We start from the raw sequence: 11,400 nt of genomic DNA on the forward strand, positions 1-11,400 counted from the left end.
AGAGTAAGACCGACCGGCGCATGGGGGCGGCGTCGCGGGGCTGGGCACGCGCACCTGCGGCGTTGTCGTCGCTCAACAACGCTCCGCGTCGCCTCGGTCCTCCGCCTCGCGGCCGCACGCACCCGGCCCCGCTCCTTCTTCCACCCCCATGCGCCGGTCGGTCCGAACCGACCGCCGCAGTAGCGTTCGTCGTATGAGACTCGGAGTCCTCGACGTGGGGTCGAACACGGTTCATCTGCTGGTGGTGGACGCGCACCCCGGCGCCCGCCCGCTGCCCGCGCACTCGCACAAGGCGGAGCTGCGCCTGGCCGAGCTCCTCGACGAGGGCGGCGCGATCGGCCCGCTCGGCGTGGACCGGCTGGTGGCGACGATCGCCGACGCGGCCCAGGCCGCCGAGGACAAGGGCTGCGAGGACGTCCTGGCGTTCGCCACCTCCGCGGTACGGGAGGCGAGCAACGCCGACACCGTGCTGGCCCGGGTGCGGGACGAGACGGGCATCGACCTCGCGGTCCTCAGCGGTTCGGAGGAGGCCCGGCTCACCTTCCTCGCCGCCCGCCGCTGGTTCGGCTGGTCGGCGGGCAAGCTGCTGGTCCTGGACATCGGCGGGGGCTCGCTGGAGATCGCGTACGGCATCGACGAGGAGCCGGACGCCGCGGTGTCGCTGCCGCTCGGCGCCGGACGGCTCACCGCCGGCTGGCTGCGGAGCGATCCGCCGGACCCGGCGGAGGTCAAGGCGCTGCGCCGGCACGTACGGGCGAGGATCGCCCGCAGCGTCGGCGAGTTCACCCGCTTCGGCCGCCCCGACCACGTCGTGGCCACCTCCAAGACCTTCAAGCAGCTCGCCAGGATCGCGGGCGCCGCCCGCTCCACCGAGGGGCTGTACGCGCAGCGCACCCTCAGCCGCAAGGCCCTGGAGGAGTGGGTGCCGAAGCTGGCCGCGATGACCGCCGAGGAGCGCGGGGGCCTGCCCGGCGTCTCCGACGGACGCTCCGCCCAGCTGCTGGCGGGGGCCCTGGTCGCGGAGGGCGCCATGGACCTCCTGGGCGTCGAGGAACTGGAGATCTGCCCCTGGGCGCTGCGCGAGGGCGTCATCCTGCGCCGCCTGGACCACCTGCCGGCGCAGGGAGCGGTGGTCCTGGCCTGACGGCGGCCGCGGACGGTCGCGGGAGGGCCATGGCCCTTCTCACTTTCCGCCCGGCTCTCTCGGCGCACCGCACCGCGGCCCGTACGCTGGCTGCGTGGCAGAACCAGTGGTGCGCATCCCGGATGCGAAGGTCGCCCTGTCGACGGCCTCCGTCTATCCGGAGTCGACGGCGACGGCCTTCGAGATCGCCGCGCGCCTGGGGTACGACGGCGTCGAGGTCATGGTCTGGACGGATCCCGTCAGCCAGGACATCGAGGCGCTGCGCCGCCTCTCGGAGTACCACCAGGTGCCGATTCTCGCCGTTCACGCCCCCTGTCTGCTGATCACCCAGCGCGTCTGGTCCACTGATCCCTGGGTCAAGCTCCAGCGGGCGCGGGTGGCCGCGGAGAAGCTCGGGGCGTCGACCGTCGTGGTCCACCCGCCGTTCCGCTGGCAACGGCAGTACGCGCGTGACTTCGTCACCGGGATCTGGCTGATGGCGGACGAGACCGATGTGCGGTTCGCCGTCGAGAACATGTACCCGTGGCGCTACCGGGACCGGGAGATGCTCGCGTACGCCCCCGACTGGGACGTCACCAACGACGACTACCGGCACTTCACCGTGGACCTCTCGCACACCGCGACCGCCCGCACGGACGGCATGGCGATGGTCGACCGCATGGGCGACCGGCTGGCCCACGTCCACCTCGCCGATGGCAAGGGCTCCGGCAAGGACGAGCACCTGGTGCCCGGCCGGGGCGACCAGCCCTGCGCCGAGCTGCTGGAGCGGCTGGCCCGTACCGGCTTCGACGGCCATGTCGTCGTCGAGGTCAACACCCGCCGGGCGATGTCCACCGCGGAACGCGAGGCCGACCTCGCCGAGGCGCTGGCCTTCACCCGGCTGCACCTCGCGTCGTCCTCCGCCCGGATGCCGCGCTCATGACGGCGGGCGACGGCGGCGCGAGCCCCAGACGCCGCGGCCGCCCCTCCCGCACCGAGGCGACGGCCGGCCCCGATGCCCGCACCCGCATCCTGGAGGCCGCCCGCACCGAATTCGCCGAGCGCGGCTACGACAAGACGTCGGTCCGCGGCATCGCGAAGGCGGCCGGCGTGGACGCGGCACTGGTCCACCACTACTTCGGTACCAAGGACGAGGTCTTCGCCGCCGCGATCGAGGTCTCCTTCGAGCCGGCCCTGGAGATCGCGGACGTCCTCGGCGGCGGCACGCAGGACCTGGGGGAGCGGCTGGCGCGCTACTTCATCGGGGTGTGGGAGAACCCGGTGTCCCGGGCCCCCCTGCTGGCGGTCATGCGTTCGGCGATGACCCACGAGGCGGCGGCGAAGGTCCTGCGCGACTTCGTGCTGCGGCGCCTGCTGGGCCGGATCGCGGAGCAGGTGGAGGTCCCCGACGCCACCTTCCGCGCGGAGCTGGCCGCGTCGCACATGGTGGGCATCGCGGTGCTGCGGTACGTGATCCGGGCGGAGCCCCTGGCGTCGGCGGACCCGGAGAAGATCATCGCCATGGTGGCGCCCACCCTCCAGCGCTACCTGGCGCAGGACTGACCCCATCCGGCGCGGGATCCCCGATCCCGGATTCCGGACACCCTGTCCACATCCTGGCGCGGAGGCGTACGCTCGGAATCAGTCTTTACTGTCGAAGGAGCGAGAGACGATGCCCCAGCTGAGGTCCCGCACTGTCACCCACGGCCGCAACATGGCGGGCGCCCGCGCCCTTATGCGGGCCTCGGGCGTAGCGAGCGAGGACATCGGCAAGCCGATCATCGCGGTCGCCAACTCCTTCACGGAGTTCGTCCCCGGCCACACCCACCTCGCCCCCGTCGGCCGGATCGTCTCCGACGCGATCAAGGCCGCGGGCGCGGTGCCCCGCGAGTTCAACACCATCGCGGTCGACGACGGCATCGCGATGGGCCACGCCGGGATGCTCTACAGCCTCCCGTCCCGTGACCTGATCGCCGACTCCGTCGAGTACATGGTCGAGGCGCACTGCGCCGACGCACTGATCTGCATCTCGAACTGCGACAAGATCACCCCGGGCATGCTGATGGCCGCGATGCGCCTCAACATCCCCACGGTCTTCGTCTCCGGCGGCCCGATGGAGGCCGGCCAGGCCACCCTCGTCGACGGCACGGTCCGCAAGCTCGACCTGATCAACGCCATCAGCGACGCGGTCGACGAGAGCGTCTCCGACGCGGACATGCTCCGTATCGAGGAGAACGCCTGCCCGACCTGCGGCAGCTGTTCCGGCATGTTCACCGCCAACTCGATGAACTGCCTGACCGAGGTCCTGGGCCTCGCACTCCCCGGCAACGGCTCCGTCCTCGCCACGCACACCGCCCGCAAGGCGCTGTACGAGGACGCCGGCCGCACGGTCGTGGAGATCACCAAGCGCTACTACGAGCAGGACGACGAGACGGTCCTGCCGCGCGCCATCGGCACCCGCGCCGCGTTCGACAACGCCATGGCGCTGGACATCGCCATGGGCGGCTCGACCAACACGATCCTGCACCTGCTGGCCGCCGCCCAGGAGGCCGAGCTGGCGTACGACCTCGACGACATCAACGAGGTCTCGCGCCGGGTCCCCTGCCTCTCCAAGGTCGCCCCGAACGTGGCGCCCGGCGGCACGTACTACATGGAGGACGTCCACCGGGCCGGCGGCATGCCCGCCATCCTCGGCGAGCTCCACCGTGCCGGTCTGCTCAACGAGGACGTGCACTCGGTGCACTCCGACACGCTCGCCGAGTGGCTCAAGAACTGGGACATCCGCGGCGGCTCGCCGTCCCCGGAGGCCGTCGAGATGTGGCACGCGGCCCCCGGCTGCGTCCGCTCCGCGACCGCCTTCTCGCAGTCCGAGCGCTGGGAGACCCTCGACCTGGACGCGGCCGGCGGCTGCATCCGCGACCTGGAGCACGCGTACTCCAAGGACGGCGGCCTCGCGGTCCTCAAGGGGAACCTCGCCGTGGACGGCTGCGTCGTGAAGACGGCCGGCGTCGACGAGTCGATCTGGACCTTCGAGGGCCCGGCGGTCGTCTGCGAGTCGCAGGACGACGCCGTCGACAAGATCCTCCGTAAGGAGATCACGCACGGCGACGTCGTCGTCATCCGTTACGAGGGCCCGCGCGGCGGCCCCGGTATGCAGGAGATGCTGTACCCGACGTCGTTCCTCAAGGGCCGCGGCCTCGGCAAGAGCTGCGCACTGGTCACGGACGGCCGCTTCTCCGGCGGTACGTCGGGCCTGTCCATCGGCCACGCCTCGCCGGAGGCGGCGTCGGGCGGCACGATCGCGCTCGTCGAGGACGGCGACCGGATCCGGATCGACATCCCGAACCGCTCGATCGAGCTCCTCGTCCCCGACGCCGAGCTGGCCACCCGCCGCGAGGCGCTGAACGGTGTGTACGCGCCGAAGAACCGCGAGCGCAAGGTCTCGGCGGCGCTGCGCGCCTACGCGGCCATGGCGACGAGCGCGGACCGCGGCGCCGTCCGCGACGTCTCCAGGCTCGGCTGACCAACTCCGCGTCCGGCCCCTCCCCGTGAGGGGCCGGACCCATGTCCGGGCCCCGGAGCGCCACCACAGGCGTCCCACGCGTCCCGCCATGGCCCAAAAGCTACTCCCTGTGACCAGGTGATCGCAGTAAGCTCGCACCCTTGTCCTGCATGATCATGATTGGGGGAGTATGCGTACTTCTGTACAGCGCTCAGTGGTCACCGTCTCAGCCGTCGCCGCCCTCGCGGCCCTCGGTGCGGTCCCGGCCGGCGCGGCTCCGGCCGCCGCCACTCCGGCCGGTGTCTGCGGATCCGGGTACACCCAGATCGACTCGCACGCGTTCCGGGACTCGTCCGTCGAACTGGCCCGCGTCTACCTGCTCTACAACGCGACCACCAAGTACAACTGCGTCGTCACCTTCCACGCCTCCGCCACCAACGGTCAGGCGCTGACCACCGGTGCCTGGCTCGACGTGGACGGGGACGGCAAGGACCAGGCCAAGGACCAGGGGACGTACTCCTCGTACGCGGGCCCGGTCCGGCTCGCCGCCGGCAGCCACTGCGTGAAGTGGGGCGGCATGATCGAGGTGGGCGGCGGTACGTACTCGTACACGAGCCCGTGGAGTCACTGCGGCTGACGCGCGACGGCGCTGCGTCCGTGAGAGCGGTCGCAGCGCCACCGTCCGGGCCCTGGGACAATCGACCTCGTGAGCGAGAACAGCGAGACCCCCGACGACACCGCGCCCGGCACCGCCGAGTCCGCGACGGCGCCCGACGGCGCCACCGCGACCGCCTCCGGTCCGCAGCCCGAGCCCATCCGCTTCTTCGGTACGACGTGGGTCGCCCGCGACGGCAACTACGGTCTGCGCCGCGCCGGGGTCGCCGTCGGATCGCTCGCCGCGGCCGCCGCCTCCTGCTTCGTGCTGCGGTTCGCCTACCAGGGTCTGGAGATCGCCGACGTCGGCAGTTTCGTCGGCCTCCTGGTGGTCCTGATGTTCGCCGTCTGCAGCGCGATCGCCTTCCGCAAGACCTGGGAGGGCTTCAGCAGCCGCCCGGCCGACCCTGCCCGCGAGGACAATCTGCGCGGCCTCAAGACCATCGGCTTCATCGGCGGACTGCTCGCCTACTTCATCCGTACGCTCACCGAGGCGCCGGGCGAGAAGCTCCGGCGCGCGGAGTACGAGGCGGCCCAGGTCCGGTACGCGAAGCGGCGCTCCGCCCGGACCGGGAATCCGGCAGCCCGCAAGACGGCCAGGGCGAAGAAGCCCCGCCGCAAGTAGGGCGCCCCTCCGCGACGCCGCGAAATGCCTGGCTCCGGCAGCCGCGCGGAGGCAACCATGGGCGCATGGCCACTACGGATATCCCGGACCCCAGCCCGTCTCCGCGCCCCTCGCCCGCACCCCCGCGCGCCCTGTCGTTCGACCGCGCCGCCGCCCAGTACAGTGCGGCCCGCCCCGGCTACCCGGACGCCCTCCTGGACGCCGTCGAGGAACTCGCCGGCCGGCCCCTGCGAGGCGCCCGCACCCTCGACGTCGGCGCGGGCACCGGCATCTCGACCCGCCGGCTCCACGACCGGGGCGCCGACGTCGTCGCCGTAGAACCCGGCCCCGGGATGGCGGCGGAACTGCGCAGGACCCTGCCGGACGTCCCGCTGGTCCGGGGGGACGGCAACCGCCTGCCCTTCGCCGCGGCTTCGGCCGACCTGATCACGTACGCCCAGTCCTGGCACTGGACCGACTCCGCCCGCTCCGCCCCCGAGGCGATGCGCGTCCTGCGGCCGGGCGGTGCGCTGGCCCTGTGGTGGAACGTCGCCGACTCCGCCGTCCCCTGGATCGCCGAACAGGGCGCGCGGCTGCTCGCCTTCTTCGCCGCCGAGCTGCCCGAGGTGGCCGGGCCCGCGGCGGTGAACGTCGGTGCCCACGGCTCGGCCGTGTCCCCCCGCGACCTGCCGCCCGAGCTCACGTTCGTACACCGTCGCGTGCCCTGGACCCGGCGCGTCCCGTTGACGACCCACCTCTCCAACCTCGGCAGCCACTCCGCGTTCCTGGTCCTCGGCGACGAGCTCGCCCGGCGCTTCCTCTCCGAGGAGCGTGAGCACCTCGCGCGGCGCTTCCCGGACGGCACGGTGGAGGAGACGTACGTCGTCGAGCTGAGCGTGGCCATCCGCTGAACCGGGAGGCGCGGAGGCCACGGGTCCCTTGACGGTAGGACACCGCCGGGACAATATTCATCACATGATGAATTCTTCGGGCGTCGCCATCGAGGCCCGCGGCCTCACCGTCGTACGAGGCAACCGCACCGTCCTCAAGGGCCTCGGCTTCACCGTCGAGCGGGGCGGGATCACCGGGCTCCTCGGCCCCTCCGGCTGCGGCAAATCCACCCTGATGCGGGCCGTCGTCGGCACTCAGGCCAAAGTCACCGGCACCCTTGACGTCCTGGGCAGCCCGGCCGGCCATCCCGCCCTCCGGCCGCGGATCGGGTACGTCACCCAGGCACCGTCCGTCTACACGGACCTCACCGTCCGGCAGAACCTCGACTACTTCGCGGCGATCCTCCAGCCGGGCCGCCGACACCGGGAGGCCCGCCGCGAAGCCGTCACCCACGCCATCACAGAGGTCGACCTGACCAGCCACCGCGACGCCCTCGCCGGCACCCTCTCCGGCGGCCAGCGCACCCGCGTCTCCCTCGCCGTGGCGCTGCTCGGCACCCCCGAACTCCTCGTCCTGGACGAACCCACCGTCGGTCTTGACCCGGTGCTCAGGCGCGATCTGTGGAGCCTCTTCCACAGCCTCGCCGCCGAACGGGGCACCACCCTCCTCATCTCCTCCCACGTCATGGACGAGGCCGAGCGCTGCCACCGGCTGCTCCTGATGCGCGAGGGCGAGATCCTCGCCGACGACACCCCCGAGGCACTGCGCGCCGGCTCCGAAACCGACACCGTCGAAGAAGCCTTCCTCCACCTGGTCGACGCGGCCGCCACCCGTCAGGAGAACGCCCGATGAGCACGACCACCACCCCGGCCACCGGCACCTCACCCCTCAGCGTCGCCCGCACCCTCGCCACCGCCGCCCGCGTCCTGCGCCAGCTGACCCACGACCCCCGCACCATCGCGCTGCTCCTGCTGATCCCGGTCGTCATGATCACGCTGCTGCGGTACGTCTTCGACGGCAGCCCCAGGACCTTCGACTCCATCGGCGCCTCACTGCTCGGCATCTTCCCGCTGATCACGATGTTCCTGGTGACCTCCATCGCCACCCTGCGCGAACGCACCTCGGGCACCCTCGAACGCCTCCTCGCCATGCCGCTGGGCAAGGGCGACCTGATCGCGGGCTACGCCCTCGCGTTCGGCGCCGTCGCCGTCCTCCAGTCCCTCCTGGCGACGGGCCTCTCCGTCTGGGTCCTCGGCCTGGACGTCACCGGGTCACCGTGGCTGCTGCTTCTGGTCGCCCTGCTCGACGCCCTGCTCGGCACGGCGCTCGGCCTGTTCGTCTCGGCCTTCGCGGCGTCCGAGTTCCAGGCCGTCCAGTTCATGCCGGCCGTGATCTTCCCGCAGCTCCTGCTCTGCGGACTGTTCATCGCCCGGGACCAGATGGCACCCGTCCTCGAAGCGATCTCGAACGTCCTGCCCATGTCGTACGCCGTCGACGGAATGAACCAGGTCCTGCACCACACGGACATCACCGGAGACTTCATCCGCGACATCGTGATCGTGGCGGGCTGCGCGCTCCTGGTCCTCACCCTCGGCGCGGCCACCCTCCGCCGCCGCACCACCTGACGGGCCGGTGCGAGGATGGCGGGCACGAGCACCGAGAACAGCCGGCATCGATAGCCGCCGGCACCGCCCGGAGGGTGAACCGCATGACCCAGACAGTCGCAGTCCTCGGCACCGGCAAGATCGGCGAGGCCCTGCTCAGCGGCATGATCCGGGCCGGGTGGCGCCCGGCGAACCTGCTGGTCACCACCCGCCGCTCCGAGCGCGCCGAGGAGCTCCACAACCGTTACGGGGTCGACTCCGTCAGCAACGCCGAGGCCGCCGGGCGCGCCGACATCCTCATCCTCGCCGCCAAGCCCCAGGACATGGGCCGCCTCCTCGACGAGCTCTCCGCCCATGTCACCGCCGACCGCCTGGTCATCAGTGCCGCGGCCGGCATCACGACCGCCTTCATCGAGGACCGCCTCACCGAGGGCACCCCGGTCGTCCGCGTCATGCCGAACACCCCCGTCCTGGTCGACGAGGGCATGTCCGTCATCTCCGCGGGCAGCCACGCCACCGGCGCACACCTCGCCACCGCCGAGGCGATCTTCGGCGGGGTCGGCAAGACCCTGCGCGTCCCCGAGTCCCAGCAGGACGCGGCCACCGCGCTCTCCGGCTCGGGCCCCGCGTACTTCTACTTCCTCGTCGAGGCGATGACGGACGCCGGCATCCTGCTGGGCCTGCCCCGCGCCCAGGCCCACGACCTGATCGTCCAGGCCGCCATCGGCGCCGCCGTGATGCTCCGCGACAGCGGCGAACACCCGGTCAAGCTCCGCGAAGCCGTCACCAGCCCGGCCGGCACCACCATCAGCGCCATCCGCGAACTGGAGAACCACGGCGTACGCGCCGCTCTCATCGCGGCCCTCGAAGCCGCCCGCGACCGCAGCCGCGAGCTCGCCTCCGGCAACGGCTGAGCTACCGCGCGGCGGCCGCGATCAGCTCCGCACTGCGCACCACCTCCGCGAACCCACCGCCGTGCAGCGACACGGCGGTGGCCCGCGCCAGCTCCTGCGCGCCGAGCGTCCACCCCCACGGACCGGCCCCGTCGAAGGTGTACGTCGCATCGAACGCGAAGAACACCTCGTAACCCAGGTTCCCCGCCATCCGCGCCGTCGTCTCCGCGCACATATTGGTCTGGATCCCCGCCACCACGATCTGCCGCACCCCGCCCGCGCTCAGCCACGCCCCCAGATCGGGCGTCCCGTAGAACGCCGAGTTCACGCTCTTCGTCACAAACAGCTCGGGCCCACCGCCCTTTCCGCGCCGCTCCTCCACGTACGGCTTGAAGTCGTTCCCCGGATATCCCACCCGCAGCGGCGAGTCCGGCTTCGGCGAGTCATGCCGTACGAACACGACCGGCCGCCCGCTCGACTGCCAGGCATCGATCAGCCCGGCGATGTTCCGGTCCGCCGATGGGTTGTTCCGCGGCCCCCAGTACTCCGCCTCCTCGAATCCCTGCTGCACGTCCACCACGACCAGCGCTGCGTTCTCCGCGATATCCATGGCTACGATGCTGCCGCCCCGGCCCCCGGCGTCCCAGAGGTCAAAAAGCCATCGATCGATGCTTTACTGCCAGCATGGCCACGCCCCCGAGCCCCGCCCCGGCCGCGCCCCCGGCCCCGTCCCGGATCGCGCTCGTCTCCTTTCCGGGCATCCGCGCGTTCGACGTCTCGGTCATCACGGAGGTCTGGGGCGTGGACCGCACCGACCGGGGCGTCCCGGCATTCGACCTGCGCCGCACGGCTGCCGCCCCCGCCCCCATCCCGCTGCGCGGCGGCCTCTCGCTCGCCCCCGACCGCACGCTCGCCTGGCTGGCCCGCGCCGACCTGATCGTGGTCCCCGGCCTCGACGACCACCTGACGCCGGCCCCCGCGCCGGTCCTCGAAGCGCTCCGACACGCCCATGCCCGCGCCACACCGATCGCCGCCCTCTGCGGAGGCGCCTTCACGCTCGCCCAGGCGGGGCTCCTGGACGGCCGGCGGGCCGTCACCCACTGGAACCTCACCGACCTCCTGCGCACCCACCACCCCGGTGTGACGGTCGTTCCCGACGCCCTCTTCGTCCACGACGACAACCTCTGGACATCCGCGGGCACGGCGGCGGGCATCGATCTCTGCCTCCACCTCGTCCGCATGACCCATGGCGCGGAGGCCGCGGCGACGATCGCGCGTTCGATGGTCACGGCTCCGTTCCGTACCGGCACCCAGGCGCAGTTCATCGAGCACCCCACCCCGCACACCGACCGCGACGCCGACGCCCTCGCGGCGGTACGGGCCTTCGCCCTGACTCATCTGGCCGAACCGCACACGGTGGCCGGCCTCGCCGCCCGCGCGGGCATGTCCCCGCGCTCCTTCGCCCGCCACTTCCAGGCGACCACCGGCACCGCTCCACTGCGCTGGTTGATCACCCAACGCATCGCCGCAGCTCAGAAGCTCCTGGAGCGCACCGATCTCCCCCTGCCCGAGGTCGCCCGCCGCACCGGCTTCGGCAGCGAGATCACCATGCGCCAGCACTTCGCGACCCACCTGTCCACCAGCCCCCGTGACTACCGCCTGGCCTTCCACCACAGCCCGGCAGGACCTGGGGTTGACACGCCCGACCCGCATCCGTAATGTGCTCCGAGTTGTCCGAAGTGAGCGCCGACCCCGGTCGGTCCCCGGACAGCCATTCCGCAGTAACCACAACGAGCGAGCGACAGCTGTCGCCTGCCTCTGCGTGCACATTCGCGAAATGAGGAATCCACGTTCGAAGGAACGTGACCCCGATTAGCGTCGGGGCCCTGGATTCCGCTAATGTCTCACTCGTCGGAACGGCCCAACGGCCGGGAAGGCAAGCCCCACTGACTGGGAATCAGGCCCGAAAGGATCTGATAGAGTCGGACTCGCCGGAAAGGGAAACGCGAAAGCGAAGAACTGGAAAGCGAAAATTGCGAGGCCCGCTTCGACCGGGAATCGGACACGAAAGAGTCTGATAGAGTCGGAAACGCAAGACCGAAGGGAAGCGCCCGGAGGAAAGCCCCAGA

12 protein-coding genes are annotated in these 11,400 nt (G+C 71.6%); 11 read left to right on the forward strand and 1 reads right to left on the reverse strand.

Annotated elements, in window-relative coordinates:
- The first annotated feature begins 193 nt into the window (after positions 1 to 193).
- From ACZ6S6_RS35635 to proC, 10 genes are all read left to right on the forward strand, one after another.
- Positions 194 to 1,144, forward strand: a complete 951-nt coding sequence (locus ACZ6S6_RS35635; RefSeq protein ID WP_362966440.1) for a Ppx/GppA family phosphatase — start codon at positions 194 to 196, stop codon at positions 1,142 to 1,144.
- A gap of 94 nt (positions 1,145 to 1,238) precedes the next feature.
- Positions 1,239 to 2,066, forward strand: a complete 828-nt coding sequence (locus ACZ6S6_RS35640) for a sugar phosphate isomerase/epimerase family protein (RefSeq protein WP_362966442.1) — start codon at positions 1,239 to 1,241, stop codon at positions 2,064 to 2,066.
- Positions 2,063 to 2,686 carry a TetR/AcrR family transcriptional regulator gene (locus ACZ6S6_RS35645; RefSeq protein WP_362966444.1) on the forward strand — a complete coding sequence of 208 codons (624 nt, stop codon included), beginning with the start codon at positions 2,063 to 2,065 and terminating at the stop codon, positions 2,684 to 2,686. The genes ACZ6S6_RS35640 and ACZ6S6_RS35645 overlap by 4 nt, the downstream gene beginning before the upstream one ends.
- Before the next feature lie 109 nt (positions 2,687 to 2,795).
- Entirely contained in the window at positions 2,796 to 4,646 is a 1,851-nt protein-coding gene (gene ilvD / locus ACZ6S6_RS35650) for a dihydroxy-acid dehydratase (RefSeq protein WP_362966446.1), read from the forward strand.
- A 169-nt stretch (positions 4,647 to 4,815) separates the two neighbouring features.
- Positions 4,816 to 5,262, forward strand: a complete 447-nt coding sequence (locus ACZ6S6_RS35655; RefSeq protein ID WP_362966448.1) for a hypothetical protein — start codon at positions 4,816 to 4,818, stop codon at positions 5,260 to 5,262.
- A gap of 69 nt (positions 5,263 to 5,331) precedes the next feature.
- A complete protein-coding gene (locus tag ACZ6S6_RS35660; protein WP_469709157.1) occupies positions 5,332 to 5,904 on the forward strand; it encodes a hypothetical protein in 573 nt (190 codons plus the stop codon).
- Between the two features lie 65 nt (positions 5,905 to 5,969).
- On the forward strand, positions 5,970 to 6,794 hold the full coding sequence (locus ACZ6S6_RS35665; protein WP_469709159.1) for a class I SAM-dependent methyltransferase: 825 nt from the start codon (positions 5,970 to 5,972) through the stop codon (positions 6,792 to 6,794).
- Positions 6,795 to 6,858: 64 nt separating this feature from the next.
- The gene (locus ACZ6S6_RS35670; protein ID WP_469709161.1) at positions 6,859 to 7,626 is read left to right on the forward strand and encodes an ABC transporter ATP-binding protein; all 768 of its coding nucleotides are present in this window, start codon (positions 6,859 to 6,861) and stop codon (positions 7,624 to 7,626) included.
- On the forward strand, positions 7,623 to 8,399 hold the full coding sequence (locus tag ACZ6S6_RS35675) for an ABC transporter permease (protein ID WP_469709163.1): 777 nt from the start codon (positions 7,623 to 7,625) through the stop codon (positions 8,397 to 8,399). Before ACZ6S6_RS35670 ends, ACZ6S6_RS35675 begins: the two co-directional genes overlap by 4 nt.
- A gap of 83 nt (positions 8,400 to 8,482) precedes the next feature.
- Positions 8,483 to 9,292, forward strand: a complete 810-nt coding sequence (gene proC, locus ACZ6S6_RS35680) for a pyrroline-5-carboxylate reductase (protein WP_469709164.1) — start codon at positions 8,483 to 8,485, stop codon at positions 9,290 to 9,292.
- Between the two features lies 1 nt (position 9,293).
- On the opposite strand, the gene ACZ6S6_RS35685 is transcribed toward proC, so the two are convergent.
- The gene (locus ACZ6S6_RS35685) at positions 9,294 to 9,881 is read right to left on the reverse strand and encodes a cysteine hydrolase family protein (RefSeq protein ID WP_362966460.1); all 588 of its coding nucleotides are present in this window, start codon (positions 9,879 to 9,881) and stop codon (positions 9,294 to 9,296) included.
- A 74-nt stretch (positions 9,882 to 9,955) separates the two neighbouring features.
- Here ACZ6S6_RS35685 and ACZ6S6_RS35690 point away from each other — a divergent pair, with 74 nt between their 5' ends.
- Positions 9,956 to 10,990, forward strand: a complete 1,035-nt coding sequence (locus tag ACZ6S6_RS35690; protein WP_362966462.1) for a GlxA family transcriptional regulator — start codon at positions 9,956 to 9,958, stop codon at positions 10,988 to 10,990.
- Positions 10,991 to 11,400 lie beyond the last annotated feature (410 nt).

The sequence above is a fragment of the Streptomyces sp. NPDC048671 genome, assembly GCF_055587045.1.

Bases quoted from the DNA above. Each gene is read 5' to 3' on its own strand.
- ACZ6S6_RS35690 (WP_362966462.1), top strand. From the start codon at position 9,956: ATGGCCACGCCCCCGAGCCCCGCCCCGGCCGCGCCCCCGGCCCCGTCC.
- ACZ6S6_RS35670 (WP_469709161.1), top strand. From the start codon at position 6,859: ATGATGAATTCTTCGGGCGTCGCCATCGAGGCCCGCGGCCTCACCGTC.
- proC (WP_469709164.1), top strand. From the start codon at position 8,483: ATGACCCAGACAGTCGCAGTCCTCGGCACCGGCAAGATCGGCGAGGCC.
- ACZ6S6_RS35635 (WP_362966440.1), top strand. From the start codon at position 194: ATGAGACTCGGAGTCCTCGACGTGGGGTCGAACACGGTTCATCTGCTG.
- ACZ6S6_RS35645 (WP_362966444.1), top strand. From the start codon at position 2,063: ATGACGGCGGGCGACGGCGGCGCGAGCCCCAGACGCCGCGGCCGCCCC.
- ACZ6S6_RS35655 (WP_362966448.1), top strand. From the start codon at position 4,816: ATGCGTACTTCTGTACAGCGCTCAGTGGTCACCGTCTCAGCCGTCGCC.
- ilvD (WP_362966446.1), top strand. From the start codon at position 2,796: ATGCCCCAGCTGAGGTCCCGCACTGTCACCCACGGCCGCAACATGGCG.
- ACZ6S6_RS35685 (WP_362966460.1), bottom strand. From the start codon at position 9,881: ATGGATATCGCGGAGAACGCAGCGCTGGTCGTGGTGGACGTGCAGCAG.
- ACZ6S6_RS35665 (WP_469709159.1), top strand. From the start codon at position 5,970: ATGGCCACTACGGATATCCCGGACCCCAGCCCGTCTCCGCGCCCCTCG.
- ACZ6S6_RS35675 (WP_469709163.1), top strand. From the start codon at position 7,623: ATGAGCACGACCACCACCCCGGCCACCGGCACCTCACCCCTCAGCGTC.